At 76.7% G+C, this 20,809-nt stretch carries 21 protein-coding genes; 18 read left to right on the top strand and 3 right to left on the bottom strand.

What is annotated here, in order from left to right:
• Positions 1-14 precede the first annotated feature (14 nt).
• From ACI79B_RS21245 to ACI79B_RS21235, 3 genes are read left to right on the top strand one after another with little or no spacing between them, the layout of a single operon-like run.
• Positions 15-815: a DeoR/GlpR family DNA-binding transcription regulator gene (locus ACI79B_RS21245; RefSeq protein WP_456929979.1), complete on the top strand. Its 801-nt coding sequence runs from the start codon at positions 15-17 to the stop codon at positions 813-815.
• Positions 812-1,183 (top strand): DUF4406 domain-containing protein, encoded by a 372-nt coding sequence (locus ACI79B_RS21240; protein ID WP_456929978.1) that lies wholly within the window; start codon positions 812-814, stop codon positions 1,181-1,183. Before ACI79B_RS21245 ends, ACI79B_RS21240 begins: the two co-directional genes overlap by 4 nt.
• Positions 1,180-1,893, top strand: a complete 714-nt coding sequence (locus ACI79B_RS21235; RefSeq protein ID WP_456929977.1) for an NUDIX domain-containing protein — start codon at positions 1,180-1,182, stop codon at positions 1,891-1,893. Before ACI79B_RS21240 ends, ACI79B_RS21235 begins: the two co-directional genes overlap by 4 nt.
• On the opposite strand, the gene ACI79B_RS21230 is transcribed toward ACI79B_RS21235, so the two are convergent.
• Positions 1,843-3,822 carry an acetoacetate--CoA ligase gene (locus tag ACI79B_RS21230; protein ID WP_456929976.1) on the bottom strand — a complete coding sequence of 660 codons (1,980 nt, stop codon included), beginning with the start codon at positions 3,820-3,822 and terminating at the stop codon, positions 1,843-1,845. The genes ACI79B_RS21235 and ACI79B_RS21230 overlap by 51 nt on opposite strands.
• Before the next feature lie 174 nt (positions 3,823-3,996).
• Between ACI79B_RS21230 and ACI79B_RS21225 the strand changes: the two genes are divergently transcribed.
• The 8 genes from ACI79B_RS21225 (at position 3,997) to ACI79B_RS21190 (ending at position 11,367) form a co-directional block, all read left to right on the top strand.
• Positions 3,997-4,899 carry a hypothetical protein gene (locus ACI79B_RS21225; RefSeq protein WP_456929975.1) on the top strand — a complete coding sequence of 301 codons (903 nt, stop codon included), beginning with the start codon at positions 3,997-3,999 and terminating at the stop codon, positions 4,897-4,899.
• 88 nt (positions 4,900-4,987) lie between these two features.
• Positions 4,988-6,385, top strand: a complete 1,398-nt coding sequence (locus ACI79B_RS21220) for a hypothetical protein (RefSeq protein ID WP_456929974.1) — start codon at positions 4,988-4,990, stop codon at positions 6,383-6,385.
• A 99-nt stretch (positions 6,386-6,484) separates the two neighbouring features.
• Entirely contained in the window at positions 6,485-6,892 is a 408-nt protein-coding gene (locus ACI79B_RS21215; protein ID WP_456929973.1) for a DUF2237 family protein, read from the top strand.
• Positions 6,893-6,947: 55 nt separating this feature from the next.
• A complete protein-coding gene (locus ACI79B_RS21210) occupies positions 6,948-7,442 on the top strand; it encodes a glutathione peroxidase (RefSeq protein WP_456929972.1) in 495 nt (164 codons plus the stop codon).
• Positions 7,443-7,552: 110 nt separating this feature from the next.
• Entirely contained in the window at positions 7,553-8,269 is a 717-nt protein-coding gene (locus tag ACI79B_RS21205) for a mycothiol-dependent nitroreductase Rv2466c family protein (RefSeq protein WP_456929971.1), read from the top strand.
• Positions 8,270-8,337: 68 nt separating this feature from the next.
• Positions 8,338-9,408, top strand: a complete 1,071-nt coding sequence (locus ACI79B_RS21200; protein ID WP_456929970.1) for a FecCD family ABC transporter permease — start codon at positions 8,338-8,340, stop codon at positions 9,406-9,408.
• A 10-nt stretch (positions 9,409-9,418) separates the two neighbouring features.
• Positions 9,419-10,528: a FecCD family ABC transporter permease gene (locus ACI79B_RS21195; protein WP_456929969.1), complete on the top strand. Its 1,110-nt coding sequence runs from the start codon at positions 9,419-9,421 to the stop codon at positions 10,526-10,528.
• Positions 10,525-11,367, top strand: coding sequence for an ABC transporter ATP-binding protein (locus ACI79B_RS21190; protein ID WP_456929968.1), 843 nt, complete (start codon positions 10,525-10,527; stop codon positions 11,365-11,367). The genes ACI79B_RS21195 and ACI79B_RS21190 overlap by 4 nt, the downstream gene beginning before the upstream one ends.
• Before the next feature lie 18 nt (positions 11,368-11,385).
• Here the strand turns inward: ACI79B_RS21190 and ACI79B_RS21185 are convergent, their stop codons facing one another.
• Positions 11,386-12,327: a siderophore-interacting protein gene (locus ACI79B_RS21185; RefSeq protein WP_456929967.1), complete on the bottom strand. Its 942-nt coding sequence runs from the start codon at positions 12,325-12,327 to the stop codon at positions 11,386-11,388.
• Between the two features lie 110 nt (positions 12,328-12,437).
• On the opposite strand from ACI79B_RS21185, the gene ACI79B_RS21180 reads away from it, so the two are divergent.
• Positions 12,438-13,439, top strand: coding sequence for an ABC transporter substrate-binding protein (locus tag ACI79B_RS21180; RefSeq protein ID WP_456929966.1), 1,002 nt, complete (start codon positions 12,438-12,440; stop codon positions 13,437-13,439).
• On the opposite strand, the gene ACI79B_RS21175 is transcribed toward ACI79B_RS21180, so the two are convergent.
• A complete protein-coding gene (locus tag ACI79B_RS21175; RefSeq protein ID WP_456929965.1) occupies positions 13,436-14,416 on the bottom strand; it encodes an EamA family transporter in 981 nt (326 codons plus the stop codon). The two genes, ACI79B_RS21180 and ACI79B_RS21175, sit on opposite strands and share 4 nt — an antisense overlap.
• A 121-nt stretch (positions 14,417-14,537) precedes the next feature.
• On the opposite strand from ACI79B_RS21175, the gene ACI79B_RS21170 reads away from it, so the two are divergent.
• From ACI79B_RS21170 to ACI79B_RS21145, 6 genes are all read left to right on the top strand, one after another.
• Positions 14,538-14,897, top strand: a complete 360-nt coding sequence (locus tag ACI79B_RS21170; RefSeq protein ID WP_456929964.1) for a hypothetical protein — start codon at positions 14,538-14,540, stop codon at positions 14,895-14,897.
• 43 nt (positions 14,898-14,940) lie between these two features.
• On the top strand, positions 14,941-15,723 hold the full coding sequence (locus ACI79B_RS21165) for a thioesterase family protein (RefSeq protein WP_456929963.1): 783 nt from the start codon (positions 14,941-14,943) through the stop codon (positions 15,721-15,723).
• 79 nt (positions 15,724-15,802) lie between these two features.
• A complete protein-coding gene (locus ACI79B_RS21160; RefSeq protein WP_456929962.1) occupies positions 15,803-16,687 on the top strand; it encodes a mechanosensitive ion channel family protein in 885 nt (294 codons plus the stop codon).
• A complete protein-coding gene (locus tag ACI79B_RS21155; protein WP_456929961.1) occupies positions 16,684-17,184 on the top strand; it encodes a hypothetical protein in 501 nt (166 codons plus the stop codon). The genes ACI79B_RS21160 and ACI79B_RS21155 overlap by 4 nt, the downstream gene beginning before the upstream one ends.
• A 71-nt stretch (positions 17,185-17,255) precedes the next feature.
• The gene (locus ACI79B_RS21150; RefSeq protein ID WP_456929960.1) at positions 17,256-18,836 is read left to right on the top strand and encodes a carboxyl transferase domain-containing protein; all 1,581 of its coding nucleotides are present in this window, start codon (positions 17,256-17,258) and stop codon (positions 18,834-18,836) included.
• An 8-nt stretch (positions 18,837-18,844) separates the two neighbouring features.
• Positions 18,845-20,809: an acetyl/propionyl/methylcrotonyl-CoA carboxylase subunit alpha gene (locus ACI79B_RS21145; protein WP_456929959.1), complete on the top strand. Its 1,965-nt coding sequence runs from the start codon at positions 18,845-18,847 to the stop codon at positions 20,807-20,809.

Below are 20,809 nucleotides of genomic sequence, written 5' to 3'. Positions count from 1 at the left end.
GTAAGACTGCCGCCGTGTCCCTCCCCGACCGACTCGACGTGACGCTGCGGCTGGTGCGCAACGCCGGCCGGGCCTCGCTCGCCGACCTCGCCGCCCGCCTGGGCGTCTCCGAGATGACCGTGCGGCGCGACCTCGACGCGCTGCAGGCCCGCGGGCTGGTCGAGCGGGTCCGGGGCGGCGCGGTCGCCGTTGCCGGGCCGGAGAGCTCCGCGGGCTTCGCCGCGCGGGCCGGCTGGCAGGCCGGCCTCAAGGACCGGATCGGCCGCCGGGCCGCCGCCCTCGTCCAGCCGGGCGCGACCGTGCTGCTCGACGCCGGGACGACGACGGTGCACGTGGCCCGCGCGCTGGCCGACCGGGCGGCCGCGGGCGAGGGCCCGTTCACGGCCGCCGTCGTGAGCCTGCCGGTGGCCGACGCGCTGGCCGACCGGCCGGGGATCCGCCTGCTCGTCGTCGGCGGCGAGTCGCGGCCGGGCGAGCGGAGCCTGGCCGGCCCGCTGACCGCCGCGGTGCTGCGGCAGCTCACCTTCGACCTGTTCGTCATGTCGATCGGGGCGGTGAGCGCGGCGGCCGGCTGGTCGGAGTTCACGCTCGAGGACGCCGCGGTCAAGCAGGTCGGGCTGCAGCAGGCCCGCGACACCCTCGTCGTCGCCGACGCCTCGAAACTCGGCGTCCGCGCCTTCGCCTCGGTGGCCCCGCTGGACGCAGTCGGCCGCCTGGTCACGGACGCCAGCGCCCGCGACCCCCAGCTCACCCCCGCGGCGCAGGACACCCTCGCCGCGCTCGACGACGCCGGCGTGGAGGTCGACCTCGCATGACACAGCCCCTGTTCATCCTGGTCGCCGGCCCCTACCGCGGGGGCACCGGCGACGACCCGGAGAGGATCGCGGCCAACCACCGGGCGATCCAGCGGGCCTGCCTGGAGCTGTTCCGCGCCGGTCACCTCGCCGTCAACGGGGAGGACCTGGCCCTGCCGCTGGCCGGGCTCGCCGGGTCGACGCGGGTCGGCGACGCCGCCTTCGACGAGGTGTTCCACCCGATGGGCCGCCGGCTGGTCGCCCGCGTCGACGCCGTGCTGCGGCTGCCCGGCGCCTCGGCCGGGTCCGACGAGATGGTGGCGCTGGCCCGTGCCCGCGGCGCGGCGGTCTACACCAGCGTCGACGAGGTGCCGGCGGTGGCCCGGTGACCGGCGTGCTCGGCGTCCCCGGCGTCGACGTGCCCGACGCGCGCGGCCGGACCGGGCTGGACCGGGTGGGCCGCGACCTCACCGGCAACCCCGACGTCGTCGTCCGGGACGTCGAGGTGCTCTCCAGCGCCTGGTACGTCAACCGGCGGACGACCTTCGCCCGCCGCGGCCGCGACGGCGCCTGGCGCACCGAGCAGCGGGAGACCCACGACCGCGGCAACGGCGCCACCGTGCTGCTGTACGACGCCGGCCGGCGCACCGTGCTGCTCACCCGGCAGTTCCGCTTCCCCGCCTACGTCAACGGCTCGCCGGACGGGATGCTCGTCGAGGCCGCCGCCGGGCTGCTCGACGAGCAGGACGCCGAGGCCGCGGTCCGGCGCGAGGCCGAGGAGGAGCTCGGCGTCGCCGTCGGGGCGCTCACCCGGCTGCCCGACCTGTTCACGAGCCCGGGCTCGGTGACCGAGCGGCTGGCCTTCTTCGCCGGGCCCTACACCCCGGCCGACCGGGTGTCGGCCGGGGGCGGGCTCGCCGAGGAGGGCGAGGACATCGAGGTGCTCGAGCTGCCCTTCGACGACGCGCTGGACATGGCCGGCGACGGCCGGATCGCCGACGCGAAGACCGTCCTGCTGCTGCAGTGGGCGGCGCTGCGCGGGCCGTTCTCAGCGGGCGCCGCGCTCCCGGGCGAGGGCGACGTAGTGCTCGACCAGTGACGCGTCGTCCACGGCCCCGGTGTTGACCGCCTTCTCCGGCGGCACGCCCTGGAACAGCCGCTTGAGCGGCACCTCCAGCCGCTTGCCGGTCCGGGTGTGCGGCACGCCGGGGACGACGAGGATCTCGTCGGGCACGTGCCGGGGGCTGGCCGAGCTGCGGATGGCGGCCCGGAGGCGGCCGGCGAGCTCGTCGGTGAGCTCGGCGCCGGGCGCCATCTGCACGAACAGCGGCATCCAGTAGCCGCCGTCGCGCTGCTCGACGCCGAGGACGACGCAGTCGGCGACCTCCGGGAAGCTCTCGACGGCGGCGTAGATGTCGGCGGTGCCCATGCGCACGCCGCCGCGGTTGAGGGTGGAGTCCGAGCGGCCGGTGATGAGGCAGGTGCCGCGCTCGGTGACCTCCATCCAGTCGCCGTGCCGCCACACGCCCGGCCACGGCTCGAAGTAGGACTCGCGGTAGCGGGTGCCGTCCGGGTCGTTCCAGAAGTACAGCGGCATCGAGGGCATCGGCTCGGTGATGACCAGCTCCCCGAGCTCCCCGGTGACCGGCTCGCCGTCCTCGCCCCACGCCGCCGCGGCGACGCCGAGCATCGGCCGCTGCAGCTCGCCGGCGGTCACCGGGAGCAGCAGCGTGCTGCCGATGAAGCCGGTGGCGACGTCGGTACCGCCGGAGACCGAGGCGAGGAAGACGTCGCGGCCGACCGCGGCGTAGACCCACTCGAACGCCGAGGCCGGCAGCGGCGAGCCGGTGGAGCCGATCGTCCGCAGCGCCGACAGGTCGTGGGTCTCCCCCGGCCGGATCCCGGCCTTCTCGCAGGCGACGAGGTAGCCGGCGCTGGTGCCCAGGTAGGTGAGGCGGGTCCGGGCGGCGAGGGCGAACTGCGCGTCGACCGAGGGGTACGCCGGGGCGCCGTCGTGGACGACCACGGTGGCGCCGCGCAGCAGCGCCGAGGTGGCGATGTTCCACATGATCCAGGCGGTGGAGGCGTACCAGTAGAAGCGGTCGCCGGGGCCGACGTCGCCGTGCAGGCCCAGCTGCTTGTGCTCCTCGAGGACGACGCCGCCGTGCCCGTGCACGATCCCCTTGGGCAGCCCGGTGGTGCCCGACGAGTAGACGATCCACAGCGGGTGGTCGAACGGCAGCGCCTCGAACTCGGGCTCCTGCCGGCCGGCGACGGCGTCGGCCCAGCCCAGCGCGCCGTCGGGCAGCTCGCCGGGGAACAGCCGGGGGACGGCGATCGTCGTCGTCACGGTCGGCAGGGCGGCCCGGAGCTCGGCGACGACGCCGCGCCGGTCGTAGGGCTTCCCGTTGAAGCGGTACCCGTCGACGGCGACGAGCACGGTCGGCTCGATCTGGGCGAACCGGTCGAGCACGGCGCGGGTGCCGAAGTCCGGCGCGCAGGAGGACCACACCGCCCCGATCGACGCCGCCCCGAGGAACGCGACGACCGCCTCGGGGACGTTGGGCAGGTACCCGGCGACCCGGTCGCCGCGGCGCACGCCCAGCCGGCGCAGGGTCGCGGCGAACGCGCCCACCTGCGCGCGCAGGTCGGCCCAGGAGACCTCGACCGGCTCGGCGTCCTCCGCCACGGCGATCAGGGCGGGGTGCTCCTCGGTGGCGTGCCGCAGCGCCTGCTCGGCGTAGTTGACCGTGGCGTCCGGGAACCACTCGGCGCCGGGCATCTCCCGACGGGTGAGCACCCGGTCGTCGGGGACGCCGGGCAGGACGCCGGACCAGGCGGCCACGTCGGCCCAGAACTGGTCGAGGTGCTCGACCGACCAGCGCCAGATCGCGTCGTAGTCGGTGGGGTCCAGGTCCAGCCCGCGACGGGCGGCCACCTCGCGCGCGAAGGCCGCCAGCCGCGTCGCCTCCCGGACCTCCCGGGTGGGCTGCCAGAGCACCGGTGCGGGAGAGGTGTCAGCGGTCACAGCGGCACCCTGCCACTCCCCCCGCGTCCCCGGCACGGGTGGGTCGACCTCACTGGACGTGACCGTTCCGTCTCGTTTTCACCCCATCAGGGGACGGTCCTCGCGTGGCGACTCCTGTGACGGACCGGTTCCAATGAGTGAGCACTGTGTCGGACGACACCGGGGGGAGGTGCGATGGACGAGCGTTCCCTGCTGCCGTGCCGTCGCACCCGCCTGCGCCGGTGGGGCGGCCGCCTGGCGGTCCTCGCCGGGACCGCCGCCGGGATCTGGCTGGCCGGCGCGTCCGGCGCCTCGGCCGAGGAGTCGCCGCCCGCCGGCCTGCTGGGCGCGGTGACCGCGCCGGTGGGCCAGGTGGTCGAGTCCGTCGCCCAGCCCGTCGTCGCGCCGGTCACGGACGCGGTCACGCCCGTCCTGACGCCGGTCGCCGAGGCGGTCGCCCCGGTCCCCGCGCCGCTGCGGGACGTCGTCGCGCCCGTCGGCCGGGCCCTCGAGCCGGTGACCGACGTCGTCGCGCCGGTGACGCAGGCGCTGTCCCCGGTCACCGGGGCGCTGCGGCCGGTCCTGGCGCCGGTCACCGAGGCGCTGTCCCCGGCGACCGAGGCCCTCGCGCCGGTGACCGGTGCGCTCCCGCCGACCGGCGTGCCCGCCCTCGTGGACGTCCCCGCACCCCCTGCCGCCGACGTGACCGGCACCCCGGCCGGCGCTCCCGGGGCCGTCGCGGGTGCGCCGTTCGTGGCCGCCCCTGCCGCGGGGCCCGGTGCGGACGTCGCGGACCCGCGGGTCCCCGACGCGGCCGAGCGGTCCGCGGACGTCACCGGTCCCGCGCCCGCCGCGGCGCCGACCGCCGTCCCGTCGCCGGACGTGCCGGTCCCGCCGCGCGCGCCCGCCGTCCCCGTCGCGCCGGCCGTGCCGGCGTCCGCGGGCACCGCCTCCGGCGCCGCCGGTGCGGACCAGCCCACCTCCGACCTCGGCGCGACCGTCCCGGTCGCGCCGCGGGCGGCCGCCGTGGCCGCCGCCGCCGAGGCCCGGGACGCCGCCGCCGGCGACCCGGTCGACCCCGCCACCTCCCCCGACTGAGGACGCGCCTCCCGGCCCTGGAGCCGGTCGAGCGCAGTCCCCGCCGTCCCGTCCGGGACGCGGTCCCGTCCTCAGTCAGGAGTCCTCCATGCACCCCTGGGCCACCCGCGCCCTGCGCGTGGCACTGATGACCGGCGGCCTGCTGGCCACCGGCACCGGTGTCGCCGCCGCGTCCGACGACCTCGACGTGACGGTGCCGGTCACCGTCACCGACAACGCGCTCGGTGTCCTCGACACCGGCACCCCGATCGGCGGGCTCGAGCTGCCCGCCGTCTCGCAGGACCTCTCCCTCGACCTGGGCCCGGTCGACGTCTCGGTGCCCGTGACGATCGGCGGCAACGACGCCTCGGTCGCCGGGGGCACCGCCACCCAGGAGCCCGCCGCACCGGCCCCGGGCAGCACCGCCCCGGCCGACGTCGTCGTGCCGGTGACCGTCGTCGGCAACGGGATCGGCGTGCTCGGCGACGCCGCGGCCGGCGGCACCGCCCCGGCCACCCCCGAGGGCGCGGTGACGGTGCCCGTCACCGTCTGCGGCAACGGCGTCGGCCTGCTGGGCGACGCGCTCGGTGGCTGCACCGCCGCCCCGGAGACGGCCCCCGCCCCCGCCGACGGCGGCCCGCTCGGCGACCTGCTCGACGTCGACGTCCCGGTCACCGCGTGCGGCAACGGCGTCGGCGTGCTCGGCGACGCCGCCGGGGACTGCACCCCGGCGATGCCGACCGGGGAGGCCGGCGCCGGGTCCGACGGTTCCCCGCTCGACGTCGACCTGCCGGTCACCGTCTGCGGCAACGGCCTGGGCGCTCTCGGCGACGCCGCCGGCGAGTGCACGCCGGCCGCCTCCGGGGACGGCTCCGGCGACGCCGACGGCGACCTGCTGGACGTCGACCTGCCGGTGACCGTCTGTGGCAACGGCCTCGGGCTGCTGGGCGACTCGGCCGGCGGCTGCTCGTCGGCGACCCTCGGCGACGGCTCGGGTGACGACTCGGGCGACGGCTCGGGCGACGGCTCCGGGACCGGCGACGGCGTCGACGTCGACGTGCCGGTGACCGTCTGCGGCCTGGGCCTCGGCCTGCTCGGTGACGCCCTCGGCGACTGCACGCCGCCGACCGACCCGACGAACCCCACGGACCCGACGAACCCGACCGGCCCCACGGACCCGACCGACCCGACCGACCCGCAGCACCCGGGTACGCCCGAGGACTGCCCGGGCCACGGCTCGGGTCACCACTCCGGTCACGACCGCGGTCACGGCTCGGCGACCGGCTGGACCCCCGGGACCACCCGCCCGGCGTCGGCGGCCGGCTCCTGGGCGGGGGGCTCCTGGTCGACCGGTTCCTGGACGGCGTCCGGCCGCTCCGCGGACACCGGGGAGCTGGCCTACACCGGCACCGAGACGGCGACCGCCCTCGGCGCGGCCCTGCTGGCCCTCGCGCTGGGGACCGGCCTGACCCTCGCCGGCCGGCGCCGTCGCGAGGACGCCGTCTGACCGGCACCGCCTGACCGCTCTCCGCGGGCCCGGCCGGCAGCGTCGCCGGCCGGGTCCGCGGACGGGCGCGTCCGGGAGCACCTCTGCCACGATCCCGTCGTGACCGAGCCGGAGCCGGGGACCGAACGCAACGTGCTGGGCGGTCCCCTGGAGCCCTGCGGCACCGAGCCGGTCACCGGCTTCTACCGCGACGGGGCGTGCCGCACCGGCCCGGACGACCTGGGCAGCCACACGGTGTGCGCCGTCGTCTCCCGCGAGTTCCTCGCCCTGCAGCGCGAGCTCGGCAACGACCTCACGACCCCGCGGCCGGAGTTCGGGTTCCCCGGGCTGCGGCCCGGCGACCGCTGGTGCGTCGTCGCCGCCCGCTGGCTGCAGGCCTACCGCGCCGGCGCCGCGGCCGGGGTGGTCCTCGCGGCCACGAACGCGCGGTCGCTGGAGGTCGTGCCGATGGCCGCGCTGCGGCAGCACGCCGTCGACGTCCCCGACGACATCAGCGACCTGGAATGAGCCCGGCGTCCCGCGCGCTGGTGCCGTCGACCCGTCCGGCCCGCGAGGAGCTCCCGTGACCGACCTGCTCGACCTGCCCGTCTCGACCCTCCAGGGCGAGGACACCACGCTCGGCGCGCTCACCGGCCGCCGTCCGGCCCTCGTGGTCAACGTGGCCAGCCGCTGCGGCCTGACCCCGCAGTACAGCGAGCTCGAGGAGCTGCAGCGGGAGTACGGCCCGCGCGGGTTCACCGTCGTCGGCGTGCCGTGCAACCAGTTCGCCGGGCAGGAGCCCGGCACCGCCGAGGAGATCGGGTCCTTCTGCTCGGCCACCTACGGCGTCACCTTCCCGATGACGGGGAAGGTCGACGTCAACGGCGAGGGCGCGCACCCGGTCTACCAGCGGCTCACCGAGGCCCCCGACGCCGCCGGCGAGGCCGGTCCGGTCCAGTGGAACTTCGAGAAGTTCCTGGTCGACGGCGACGGCGCGGTCGTCGCGCGGTTCCGCCCGATGACCGAGCCGGGCGCGCCGGAGGTCCGGACGGCGATCGAGGCGCTGCTCGCCGGCTGACCCGCGCTCCCTCCTGGGGTGTTCCTCGTCCGCCCGGGGTGCTGCAGGACCCCGGGAGCACGAACAGCCCCCCAGGAGCGGCTCCCGCGCGGGCGGGGCAGCATCGGGCCATGGCCGACCTGCACTTCTACTTCGACCCGGTGTGCCCGTTCGCCTGGCTGACCAGCCGGTGGGTGCGCACCGTCGCGGCCCGGCGGGAGTACGACGTCGACTGGCGGTTCATCTCGCTGCGCCTGCTCAACGCGCACGTCGACTACGACGCCCACTTCCCGCCCGAGTACGAGGCCGGCCACACCGCGGGGCTGCGGCTGCTGCGCGTGGCCGCCCGCACCCGCGAGGAGCACGGCCGGGCGGCGGTGGGCACGCTCTACGAGACCCTCGGCCGGCGGGTCTTCGAGACCGAGCCCGACCGGCCCGGCACCGCCGGCGAGCGCGGCACGCGGGCCTACCTCGAGCCGGTGCTGGAGCGCGCCGGGCTGCCGGCGGGCCTCGCCGACGCCCTGGACGACGACGGCTGGGACACCACGATCCGGGCCGAGACCGACGAGGCGCTGGCGCTCACCGGCAAGGACGTCGGGACGCCGATCCTGCACTTCGAGCCGCCCGAGGGCGTCGCCTTCTTCGGCCCGGTCATCAGCCGGCTGCCCACCGACGACGACGCGGTCGAGCTGTGGGACGCCGTCGTCCGGCTGGCCCGCTTCCCCGGGTTCGCGGAGCTCAAGCGCAGCCTGCGCGAGCGGCCTCAGCTGGCGTCGTTCGGCGTTGCGCCCGGCGAGACCGGGGTACAGGAGGACTGGCACGGCGGGAGCCGCCGCCCGAAGCGGTGAGCGTGACCTGCACCGGAGCGGGTACTAAGGTGAGCCTTGCCTGATCTCGACCCGTCCGGAGCTGCCCGGTGTCCGTCCCCAGTGTCACCCGCGCTCCCGCGGCGACCCGGGCGACCCTGCCGCGCCCGGCGGGGACCGCCCGGACGCGGCACCGCGTGCTCGGCCTGGCCGGGCTCCTCGTCCTCGTGGTCGCCGCCTGCGCGGCCAGCATCGCGATCGGCACCCGCCCGCTCGGGCTGGGCACCGTGTGGGAGGCCCTCACCGACCGCTCGCTGCGGACCGAGGAGGCGGTCATCGTCTGGGACCTGCGGGTCCCGCGCACGGCGCTCGGCCTGATGGTCGGGGCGTCGCTCGGTGTCGCCGGCGCCCTGATGCAGGGGCACACCCGCAACCCGCTCGGCGACCCCGGCCTGCTCGGCGTCACCGCCGGCGCCTCCTTCGCCGTGGTCCTGGCCATCGCGCTGCTGGGGGTCAGCACGCCGTCGGGGTACGTGTGGTTCGCCTTCGCGGGGGCGCTGGCGGGGACGGTCGCCGTCTACGTCCTGGGGGCGGCCGGCCGCGGCGGGGCCACCCCGGTCACCCTCGCCCTGGCCGGCTCCACGCTGTCCGCGCTGCTCTACGCCCTGGTGCGCGCCGTGCTGGTGAGCGACTCCGACTCGCTGGACGCCTTCCGCTTCTGGGTGGTCGGCGCGCTGGCCGGCCGCGGCGCCGACATCGCCTGGCAGGTGCTGCCGTTCATCGTCGCCGGCCTGGTGCTCGCCCTGCTCAACGCGCCCGCCCTGGATCTGCTCGGCATGGGCGAGGACGTGGCTCGCGGCCTCGGCCAGCGGGTGTGGCCGGCCCGCGCCGTCGGCCTGGTGGCCATCACGCTGCTCGCTGGCGCCGCGACGGCGGCCTGCGGGCCGATCGCGTTCGTCGGGCTGGTGGTCCCGCACGCCGTCCGGGTGTTCACCGGGCCGGCGCACCGGTGGCTGGTCCCCTGCTCGGCGCTGGCCGGGGCGTTCCTGCTGCTGACCGCCGACGTCGTCGGGCGGGTGATCGCGCGGCCCGGCGAGGTGCAGGTCGGCATCGTGCTCGCCCTGCTGGGCGGGCCGTTCTTCATCGCGCTGGTGCGCCGGCGCCGGGGCGCGACGCTGTGAGGGCCGCCGCGTGACCGCCACCGTCGACACCATCCGCGAGACGACCCCGCCCGACCCGGGCGGGCGCGCGGGCGGCCGCGCGGTCGTCCTGCGGTACGGGCCGGTGTCGGTGCGGTTCCGCTGGCGGTCGGTCGTCGTGCCGCTGGTGGCGCTGGCCGTCGTCGTGCTGCTCGGGGCGGTCGCGCTGGGCCGGGGTGACTACCCGATCGCGGTCACCGACGTGCTGCGCACGCTGGTCGGGGCGGGCGAGCAGGGCCAGCGGTTCGTCGTGCTGGAGCTGCGCGCGCCGCGGGTCGCCGTCGGCGCGCTGGTCGGGCTGGCCCTGGGCGTGGCCGGCGCCCTGTTCCAGACCTTCGCGCGCAACCCGCTGGCCTCCCCGGACATCCTCGGGATCACCTCGGGCGCCTCGGTGGGCGCCGTCGTCGCGATCGTCGCCACCGGCACCTCGTCGGTCGGCGCGGTCCTCGGCGGCGTCGGCGTCCCGCTCGCGGCCCTCGCCGGGGCGCTGGGAGCCGGGCTGCTGCTGTTCCTGCTGGCGTACCGGTCCGGCGTCGACGGCTACCGGCTGGTCCTCGTCGGCGTCGCGGTGTCCTCGATCTCGCTGGCGGTGGTCGACTGGCTGCTCACCCGGGCGGCCATCTACGACGCCGCGGCCGCCTACGTGTGGATCGTCGGCTCGCTCAACGCCCGCACCTGGGACCAGGCCGTGCCGCTGGCCCTCGCCCTCGCGGTCCTGCTGCCGCCGGCCCTCGCGGCGGGGCGGGTGCTCGGCGTGCTGCAGTTCGGCGACGACACCGCGCGCGGGCTGGGCGTGCGGCTGCCCGCGGCGCAGGCAGCCGTCGTGCTCATCGCCGTCGTGCTGGTCGCCGCGTCGGTCTCGGCCGCCGGGCCGATCACGTTCGTCGCGCTGGTCGTCCCGCAGATCGCCGTGCGGCTGACCGGCGGCTCGCGCCCGCCGGTGCTGGCGTCGGGCCTGCTCGGCGCGGCGCTGGTGGTGCTGGCCGACCTGCTCACGCGCACCGTCCTGCCCGAGGCCCTGCCGGTGGGCATCCTCACCGCCGTCGTCGGCGCCCCGTACCTGCTCTGGCTGCTCGTCCGCGGGAGGCGGACCACCGCATGACGACTCCCACCACCGACGCGCCCCCGCTGTCCGTGCCCGCGGGCGAGGGGCGGGTGCGCCTGGCGGCCGAGGGGCTGCGCCTGGCCTACGACGACCGCGTCGTCGTCGACGGGCTGGACCTCACGCTCACCGACGGCTCGTTCACCGCGATCGTCGGCCCCAACGGCTGCGGCAAGTCCACCCTGCTGCGGGCGCTGGGCCGGCTGCTGCGCCCGGCGGCGGGGCAGGTGCTGCTCGACGGGCGGGCGATCGCGAAGACGCCGACCCGCGAGGTCGCGCGGGTGCTCGGGCTGCTGCCGCAGACGCCGGTCGCGCCGTCCGGGCTCACCGTCGCCGACCTCGTGGCCCGCGGCCGCCACCCGCACCAGAGCTGGCTGCGGCAGTGGTCGACGGCGGACGAGGCGGTCGTCGCCGAGGCGCTCACCTGGACCGACATGAGCGACCTCGCCGACCGCCCGGTGGACGAGCTCTCCGGCGGCCAGCGGCAGCGGGCGTGGATCTCCATGGCGCTGGCGCAGGGCACCGACCTGATCCTGCTCGACGAGCCGACGACGTACCTGGACCTGTCGCACCAGATCGACGTCCTGGAGCTCGTGTCGCGGCTGCACGCCGAGCGGGGGCGCACGGTCGTCGTCGTGCTGCACGACCTCAACCTCGCCGCCCGCTACGCGCAGCGGCTCGTGGCCATGCGCGACGGCGTCCTGGTCGCCTCCGGCACGCCGCACGAGGTGCTCACCGAGCAGCTGCTCGCCGACGTCTTCGACCTCGAGGCCCGCGTGGTGCCCGACCCGGTGGCCGGCACCCCGATGGTCGTCCCGGTCCGCCGACTCCCCAGGTGAGGTGAGCGGGGTCCTTCCTCAGTTCTCGGCGCGGCCCTCGCGCCAGTAGCCCATGAAGGCGACCGAGCGCCGGTCGACGCCGAGGTCGCCGACCAGGCGGCGGCGCAGCTGCTTGACCATCCCGGCCTCGCCGGCCAGCCAGGCGTAGCAGCCGGTCCCGGCCGACGGGTCCTCGGGGACCTCCCACAGCAGGCCGGTGTCGAGGTCGACGTCCTCGGGGGCGGGCGCCGGCGCGGCGCAGACGCCGAGGTCGACCAGCGCGGCGTGCACCGCGGGCACCAGCAGCTCGCCGCGGGGACGGTCGGCGCGGGCCAGCCAGCGCACCTGCACGCCCTCGGGCAGCCGCAGGTCCTGCAGGTCCCCGGCCCCGGGCACCTCGAGGACGGCGACGGCGCGCCGGCCGGGCGGCAGCGCCTCGAGGATCGCGCTGACGGCGGGCACCGCGGTCTCGTCGCCGGCGAGCAGCAGGCAGGAGGCCGTGGCGGGCGGCGCCCACTCGACGCCCCAGGCGCGGCCGCGGCCGGGCCGGTCGGGGCCCATGAGCACCATCGGGTCGCCCGGGCGGGCCTGCGCGGCCCAGGTGGCGGCCGGGCCCGCGTGCCCGTCGGCGACGCCGTGCAGGACGACGTCGAGGTCGACCTCGGCCCGCTCGGGACGGGCCGCGCGCACGGTGTACGTGCGCAGGACCGGGCGCCGCTCCTCGGCGAGCGCGCAGTAGGCGGGGTACCACTCGGCGCCGGCGGCCTGCAGCTCGGCCAGCGCTGTCGGGTCGGGGGCGAGGACGAGCTTGACCCGCTGGTCGTCCCCGGCGACGCCGAAGTCCTCGAGCTGCGGGCCGGTGAGCGTGATCCGCACCGTCGACGGGCCGAGCGGGCGCACACGGGCGACGACGGTCTCGAAGAACAGCCATCGCGGCAGCTCGGCCACCGCCGCTGCCGGGGCCTCGATCGTCGTCGTCACGCGGGTCTCCGCTCCGCTCGGGGACGGCCCTGGCGGACCGGAACTGAGGCAAGGCTAACCTCCCTTCGCCCGCAGGGGGAAGCCCCTGCTCGAACCGGAGGAGGACCCCGGTGTCCCGACCCCCGCGCCTGCTCGGCGCCTCCCTCGCGCTGGCGGCCCTGCTCGCCGCGAGCGCCTGCGCCGGACCCGGCACCGACGATGGAGCGGAGGCCGCGGCCGTGGGCTGGTCGTTCACCGACGACGTGGGCACCACCGTGGAGCTCGACGCCGCGCCGGAGCGGGTGGCCGGCCTCAACGACGTCGCGTCGTCGCTGTGGAACCACGGCATCGAGCCGGTGGCGACCTTCGGCCAGACCTCGGCCGCCGACGACGTGCAGTTCGAGGGCCGCGACCTCTCCGGCGTCGAGATCGTGGGCGAGAGCTACGGGCAGATCGACCTCGAGGCGCTGGCCGCCGCCGACCCCGACCTGATCGTCACCACCGTCTACCCGGTGGACTCGGAGGGGACGCTGGACGACACCCAACCCCTCTACGGCTTCGAGTCGCTGGAGCAGCAGGAGCAGGTCGCGCGGATCGCGCCGATCGTGGCGATCGCCTGGCGCGGCTCAGCCGCCGAGGTCATCGAGCGCACCGCCGAGCTCGCGGAGGCCCTCGGCGCGGACATGGACGGCGCGGAGGTCAGCGCAGCCCGGCAGGACTACGAGGAGGCCTCCGCGGCGCTGACCGAGGCCGCCTCCTCCGGGGTCACCGTGCTGCCGGTGGCCGCCTACCCGGACGAGGGGTTCTACATGGCCAAGGCCCCCGACGACCCGTCGCTGCGCCTCTACTCCGACCTCGGCGTGCAGTTCGTCGACCCGGGCGGCGACGGCTACTTCTGGCAGACCGCGAGCTGGGAGCAGGTGCCGCAGTACCGCAGCGACGTGATCCTCTACTCGCTGCGCGGCGCCATGACCCCCGAGGAGATGGCCGGCCAGCCGACCTACGGCCTGCTGCCCGCCGCGCAGGCGCAGCAGGTGCACCCGTGGGAGTACGTCGGCATGGACCACGCCGCCCAGGCCCGCTACATGGAGCGTCTGGCCGGCTGGCTCGCCGACGCGCAGAAGGTCAGCTAGGGCACGAGCGGCGCCGGCGTCTCGGGGACGGGCGCCGGCGCCGGGGCCGGCCGCGCGGCGGTGCGGGCGGTCTGGGCGAGCGCGATGCCGCCGAGCACCACCAGCCCGCCGGCCACCTGCCAGCCGGTGAGCACCTGCTCGAGCCACAACCAGGCGACGACCGAGGCGAACACCGGCTCGACGGTGGCGACCAGCCCTGCGGTCGTCGGCGGCAGGTGGCGCAGCGCGGCGATCGACAGCCAGAACGGCGTGATCGCCCCGAGGACGACGATCCAGGCCACCAGCACCCACAGCGGCAGCTGCGCCGAGCCGAGCGAGACCGGCACCCGCTCCCCGAGCACGCCGGCGTCGAACGACGCGGTGAACGGGGCGACGACCGCCCAGAACAGCGCGGCGGCCACGAACGTCCAGGTGGTGAGCGCGACCGGGTCGCGGGTGGCCGTCCCGCGCTCGCCCATGAGGTAGTAGGTCGCCAGGCAGACGGCGGCGGCCAGGCCCGCGGCGACGCCGAGCGGGTTCAGCGAGCCGCCGCCCTCCCACACCTGCGCGACGAGGACCAGCCCGGACAGCGACAGCGCCAGCGCCACCCAGATCCGGGGGCGCACGGGCTCCCGGCGCACCAGCCGGACCCACAGCGCGATCCCGACCGGCGCGGTCATCTCGAACACCAGCGCGATGCCGACGGGCAGCCGGCCGATGGCCACGTAGTAGAGGAACTGGGTCAGCGCGACGCCGACCACGCCGAACACCGCGAGGAAGGGCACCTCGCGCCAGGTGAGCCGCAGGCGCCGCGGGGAGACGAGCGCCAGCGCCGCCAGCAGGCCGACCGCCGCCCCGCCGCAGCGCATCGCCGTCAGCCAGGTGGGCGGGACGCCGGCCTGCAGCGCGAGCGTGGAGACGGTGCCGTTGACGGCGAACAACCCCGCCGCCGCCACGGTGGTCAGGTAGCCGACGGCTGGGCGGCGGGTGTGCGGCACCCGTCCGAGCGTAGCGGGCGTAGCGCCGAACGCCACCTACCGACGGCGTGCCGCGGGAAAGCGGCCGCGGTCACGCCCACGGCACGGGTGACCCACAGGGAGGGCGGGCACCCTCGACGGTGTGACCGAACCCCGCCCCCCGTGGTCCCGACGGCGCCGCCGCCTGCTCCTCTGGCTGGGCGCGGGGGCCGTCGTCGGCGGGGTCGGGGCGCTCGTGCTGCCCGCGGAGTTCGGCGTCACCGCGGCCTACCTCGGGGCGCTGTGCGCGTTCCTGCTGGTCGCGGCGGCGGTCGTCTTCGTGGCCTTCCCCGGGCCGGACACCGCCGGCGCACTGCTGCGGTCCACGCCGGTGGCCGGCGCGGTGCTCGTCGTGGGGGTCCTCGTCGCGCTGTCGGCGGACGGGCAGCCGCTGTGGTGGCTGACCGCCGGGGTGGGCGCCGTGTGGCTGGTCTCCGCGCTGTGGCTGGCCCGCTCGGGCTGACCCGCGGGACGGCCCCGACCCGGGCCGGGCGAGACTGCGGGACGTGCACCTGCCCTCCGCCTGCTACCTCCCGGACGGCGACGGCTACGTCGCGACCGCGCTGACCATCGGGCCGTGGGACCCGGGCCTCCAGCACGCCGGGCCGCCGGCGGCGCTGCTCGCCCGCGAGGTCGAGCGGGCCGGCGGCATCCCCGGCGGGCAGACGGTGCGGCTGGCCTACGACGTCCTCGGGCCGGTGCCGGTAGGGCCGGTGCAGGTGGCGGCGCGGGTGCTGCGCCCGGGCCGGCGGATCGAGCTGGTGGAGGCCACGCTGACCGCGGGCGGGCGCACGGCGATGCGGCTGACCGCCTGGCGGATGCGCACCCGCGAGGCCGCCGACACCGCCACGCCCCCGCAGCCGGCCGCCGTCGGCCCGGAGGACGCCCGCCCGGCGGTGTTCGACGTGTTCCGCGAGGAGGTCGCCTACCACCGCGCGCTGGACTGGCGGGAGGCGTCGGGCTCGCTCACCGGCACGGGGCCGGCCGCGGCCTGGACCCGGCCGCTGTGCGCGCTGGTCGAGGGCGAGCCGATGACGCCGCTGGAGCACCTGCTGGTCATGACCGACGCGGCCAGCGGCATCTCCGCCGAGCTCGCGTGGGACCGGGCGACCTTCGCCAACGTCGACCTCGTCGTCGCGCTGTTCCGGCAGCCGGCGGGCGAGTGGCTGGGCATGGACGCGACGACGACGATCGGGCCCGGCGGCGTCGGGCAGTGCTCGGCCGAGCTGCACGACACCACGGGGCGGATCGGCCGCTCGGTCGCCTCGCTGTTCGTCGAGCCCCGCTGACGGCGGCAGAGATGGCCATTTCTGCCGCCTGAGACCAGGGTGGACGCCGGGACGAGGCGATCGGAGGACCGAACACCGCATGGCACCGTTCACCGACCTGCTCGACTGGCTGGCCGGCCGCGGCCTGGAGATCGTGCTGATCGTCCTGGGCTCGGTCCTGGTGGCCCGGTTCGTCAGCTGGGTGGGCGACCGGATCACCAGCCGCATCGACGCCCGCTCCACCGGCGGTGACGTGCTCGTCCGCTCCGAGGCGGCCAAGCACCGGCACTCGCTCACCCAGGTCGTCACCTGGACGCTCATCGTGATGGTCTACGCGGTGGCGGCGTTCTACGTGCTCGACCGCCTCGGCGTCCCGGTCACCGGCCTGGTCGCCCCGGCCACCGTGCTCGGCGTCGGGCTGGGCTTCGGCGCGCAGCGGATCGTCGGCGACGTCCTGGCCGGGTTCTTCCTCATCACCGAGCGGCAGTACGGCTTCGGCGACGTCGTCTCGATCCAGGTCGTCGGCGGCGGCGACCCGGCCGACGGCACGGTCGAGGACGTCACGCTGCGGATCACCCGGCTGCGCTCGGCCGACGGCGAGGTGGTCACCATCCCGAACGGGCAGATCGTCAAGGTGGTCAACCTGTCCCGCGACTGGGCGCGCGCGGTGGTCGACGTCCCGGTGCCGACGACGGCCGACGTCACGCGGGTCAACGAGATCCTCCGCGAGGTGGGCCGGCAGGCCTTCGCCGACGACCACCTGCGCCGCCTGCTGCTCGACGAGCCGAGCGTGATGGGCGTCGAGAGCATCGACCTCGAGCAGGTCAACGTGCGGGTGGTCGCCCGCACGCTGCCCGGCCGCCAGTTCGAGGTGAGCCGCGACCTGCGCGCCCGGATCGTGCTGGCCTTCGGCCACGCCGGCCTCAACGTCACCCCCGAGCCGGCGCCCACCCCGGCTCCCGCACCGGCCCGGGCGCAGCAGTGACCGTCCCCGGCGCCCCGCGTCCCGAGGAGACCGGCGGCGGGGACCCCGCCGGCCGCGGACGCTTCGGCCTGTCGAACGTCCTCCGCCGCTCGCCCGGGCACATCGGCCGGGCGCGCACCTCCACGCTGGTGCTGGTCGTGCTCTTCGTGGGCCTGGGCGTGCTCTACCTGTACGTGAAGCCGCCGGACCCGGCGACCGTCCCGGCCGGCGGCACGACGGAGGTCACCACCCCGGCGCCCGCGCCGGAGACCACGGCACCCCCGACGACTCCCGAGCCGGGGCCGACGACGACCGAGCCGGAGCCCGAGCCGACGACGGAGCCCGAGGAGACGGCGCCGCCGTCCGCTCCCACCACCACCGCGCCGGCTCCCCCGACCCTGCCGACGACGACCACCCCGCGGACGCCGGAGCCCGCGACGGAGACGCCGACGACGCAGCAGCCCCCGTCCCCCGCCGAGGAACCCCCGCCGACGACGGGCAGCACCCCGACCACCTGACGCGGCGCGTGGACAGCACATGTGAACGGCCGTTAACGTCGTGGGCGCAGATCCCACACAGGAGGCACAACATGGCGGTGGCCGCGCCGGAGTCGTCGCGCGCCCGGCACGAGGACCTGGTCGCCGAGCTGCGCGAGCGGCTCGCCCGGCGGGCGCTCGGGGGCTCCGAGGCCGCCCGCGCCCGGCACGTCGAGCGCGGCAAGCTGCTCCCCCGCGACCGCGTCGCGCACCTGCTCGACCCCGGCAGCCCGTTCCTGGAGCTCTCGCCGCTGGCCGCCGAGGACATGTACGACGGCGACTCCCCCGGCGCCGGGATCATCACCGGCATCGGCCGCATCGCGGGCCGCCCGTGCGTCGTCGTCGCCAACGACGCCACCGTCAAGGGCGGCACCTACTACCCGGTGACGGTGAAGAAGCACCTGCGCGCGCAGGAGGTGGCGCTGCAGAACCGGCTGCCGTGCGTCTACCTCGTCGACTCCGGCGGGGCGTTCCTGCCGATGCAGGACGAGGTCTTCCCCGACCGCGAGCACTTCGGCCGGATCTTCTTCAACCAGGCCACGATGAGCGCCCGTGGCATCCCGCAGGTGGCCGCCGTCCTCGGCTCCTGCACCGCCGGCGGCGCGTACGTGCCGGCGATGGCCGACGAGTCGGTGATCGTCCGCGAGCAGGGCACGATCTTCCTGGGCGGGCCGCCGCTGGTGAAGGCCGCCACCGGCGAGGTGGTCAGCGCCGAGGACCTGGGCGGCGGCGACCTGCACAGCCGCGTCTCCGGCGTCACCGACCACCTGGCCGACGACGACGAGCACGCGCTGGAGATCGTCCGCGGCATCGTCTCCACGCTGGCCCCGCCCGCGCCGCCGGCCTGGGAGGTGGCCCCGCCGCGGGACGCCGTCCGCCCGCAGACCGACCTCTACGACCTGGTGCCGGTCGACCCCCGCACGCCCTACGACGTCCGCGACGTCATCACCACGCTGGTCGACGGCGGCGAGCACCAGGAGTTCAAGGCGCTCTACGGGCCCACCCTGGTGACCACCTTCGCCCGGCTGCACGGGCACCCGGTGGGCATCGTCGCCAACAACGGCGTGCTGTTCGGGGAGTCCGCGCTCAAGGGCGCGCACTTCGTCCAGCTGTGCGACCAGCGGCGCATCCCGCTGCTGTTCCTGCAGAACATCACCGGGTTCATGGTCGGCCGCGACTACGAGGCCGGCGGCATCGCCAAGCACGGCGCCAAGATGGTCACCGCCGTCGCCTGCGCCCGGGTGCCCAAGCTGACCGTCGTCATCGGCGGGTCCTACGGCGCCGGCAACTACTCGATGTGCGGCCGGGCCTACTCGCCCCGCTTCCTGTGGATGTGGCCCAACGCCCGCATCTCGGTGATGGGCGGCGAGCAGGCCGCCTCGGTGCTGGCCACCGTCCGCCGGGACGGGCTGGCCGCGCGCGGCACCGACTGGCCCGCCGAGGAGGAAGAGGCGTTCAAGGCGCCGATCCGCGGCCAGTACGAGGCCCAGGGCAACCCCTACTACTCGACGGCGCGGCTGTGGGACGACGGCGTCCTCGACCCCGCCGACACCCGCACCGTCCTCGGCCTGGCGCTGTCCGCGTGCGCGCAGGCCCCCCTCGACGACGTCGCCTACGGCGTCTTCCGGATGTGAGCAGCAGCGTGTTCGACACCGTCCTCGTCGCCAACCGGGGCGAGATCGCCGTCCGCGTCGTCCGGACCCTGCGCCGGCTGGGCATCCGCTCGGTCGCCGTCTACAGCGATGCTGACGCCGGCGCCCCGCACGTCCGCGCCGCCGACGTCGCCCACCGCCTGGGGCCGGCCCCGGCCGCGGAGAGCTACCTGTCGGTGGAGCGGGTCGTCGAGGCCTGCCTCGCCACCGGCGCGCAGGCCGTGCACCCCGGCTACGGCTTCCTCTCGGAGAACCCGGCCCTGGCCGCCGCGCTGGACGACGCCGGCGTCGTGTTCGTCGGCCCGCCGGCCGAGGCGATCCGGGTGATGGGCGACAAGATCACCGCCAAGAAGACGGTGGTCGCCTCGGGCGTGCCGGTCGTCCCCGGCATCGCCGAGCCCGGCCTCACCGACGACGACCTGGTGGCCGCCGCCCCCGGCATCGGGTTCCCCGTGCTGGTCAAGCCCTCGGCGGGCGGTGGCGGCAAGGGCATGCGGGTGGTCGAGGACGCCGCCGGCCTGCCCGCGGCCCTGGCGTCGGCCCGCCGCGAGGCCCGCGCGGCGTTCGGCGACGACACGCTGTTCCTCGAGCGGTTCGTGCAGCGGCCGCGGCACGTCGAGGTGCAGGTGCTCGCCGACGCGCACGGCGCGGTCGTCCACCTCGGCGAGCGCGAGTGCAGCCTGCAGCGGCGGCACCAGAAGGTGGTCGAGGAGGCGCCGTCGCCGCTGCTGGACGCCGCCACCCGCGAGCGGATCGGCGCGGCGGCCTGCGCCACCGCGCGCAGCGTCGGCTACACCGGCGCGGGCACCGTGGAGTTCATCGTCTCGGCCGACCGGCCCGACGAGTTCTTCTTCATGGAGATGAACACCCGGCTGCAGGTCGAGCACCCGGTCACCGAGCTGGTCACCGGCCTGGACCTGGTCGAGCAGCAGCTGCGGATGGCGGCCGGGGAGCCGCTCTCCTTCGCCCAGGACGACGTCGCGCTGACCGGCTGGGCGGTCGAGGCGCGGGTGTACGCCGAGGACCCGGCCCGCGGCTTCCTGCCCACCGGCGGGCGGGTGCTGGCGCTGGCGGAGCCCGCCGGCGCCCGCGTGGACTCGGGCATCGCCGCCGGCACCGTGGTCGGCTCGGACTACGACCCGATGCTCGCCAAGGTGGTCGCCGCGGGTCCCGACCGCGCCACCGCGCTGGCCGCGCTGGACCGGGCGCTCGCGGAGACCGCGGTGCTCGGCGTGACCACCAACGTCGGGTTCGTGCGGTCGCTGCTCGCCGAGCCCGCCGTCCGCGCCGGGGACCTGGACACCGCGCTGCTCGACCGGTTCGCCGCCGCATGGGAGCCGCCCGCCGTCCCCGACGACGCCGTCCTCGCCGCCGCCGCGCACGTGTGGCTGGCCGCCTGGGCCGCCGCCGACCCGGCCGACCCGTGGAGCGCGCCCACCGGTTTCCGCGCGGGCGCGCCCTCGGCGCCGTTCGTCGTCCGGCTGGAGGCCGGCGGGCGGCAGCGGGCGGTGACGCTCACCGGCACGCCCGCCGCCGCGCGCGCCGGCCTCGACGGCGCCGACGCCGGCCCGCTGAGCTGCGCGCCCGAGGACGGCGGCCTGGCGCTGGTCCGCGACGGCGTGCGGTCGCACTGCCGGGTGGCCGCGGACGGCGACGCGCTGTTCGTGCACGCCGGCGGCGCCGACTGGGCGCTGCGCCGGGCCCGGCGGCTGGTGCTGCGCCCGGACGCCGCCGCGCACGCCCCCGAGCTCACCAGCCCGATGCCCGGCACGGTGATCGCCACCCCGGCGTCCCACGGTCAGGAGGTCGGCGCGGGCGACCCGGTGGTCGTCGTCGAGGCGATGAAGATGGAGCACACGCTGCGCGCCCCGGCCGACGGCGTCGTCGACCTGCTCGTCGCCCCCGGCGACCGCGTCGCGCTCGACCAGGTGCTGGCCCGGTTGACCCCCGCCTGA

Source organism: Geodermatophilus sp. SYSU D00879, from assembly GCF_054050375.1.
Note: the sequence above shows the minus strand (reverse complement) of the source record. Positions and strands in the feature narration are given on the sequence as shown.

Excerpts from the sequence above, each read along its gene's own strand:
- ACI79B_RS21240 (WP_456929978.1), top strand. The coding sequence starts at position 812 with ATGACACAGCCCCTGTTCATCCTGGTCGCCGGCCCCTACCGCGGGGGC.
- ACI79B_RS21225 (WP_456929975.1), top strand. The coding sequence starts at position 3,997 with ATGGACGAGCGTTCCCTGCTGCCGTGCCGTCGCACCCGCCTGCGCCGG.
- ACI79B_RS21220 (WP_456929974.1), top strand. The coding sequence starts at position 4,988 with ATGCACCCCTGGGCCACCCGCGCCCTGCGCGTGGCACTGATGACCGGC.
- ACI79B_RS21205 (WP_456929971.1), top strand. The coding sequence starts at position 7,553 with ATGGCCGACCTGCACTTCTACTTCGACCCGGTGTGCCCGTTCGCCTGG.
- ACI79B_RS21190 (WP_456929968.1), top strand. The coding sequence starts at position 10,525 with ATGACGACTCCCACCACCGACGCGCCCCCGCTGTCCGTGCCCGCGGGC.
- ACI79B_RS21160 (WP_456929962.1), top strand. The coding sequence starts at position 15,803 with ATGGCACCGTTCACCGACCTGCTCGACTGGCTGGCCGGCCGCGGCCTG.
- ACI79B_RS21150 (WP_456929960.1), top strand. The coding sequence starts at position 17,256 with ATGGCGGTGGCCGCGCCGGAGTCGTCGCGCGCCCGGCACGAGGACCTG.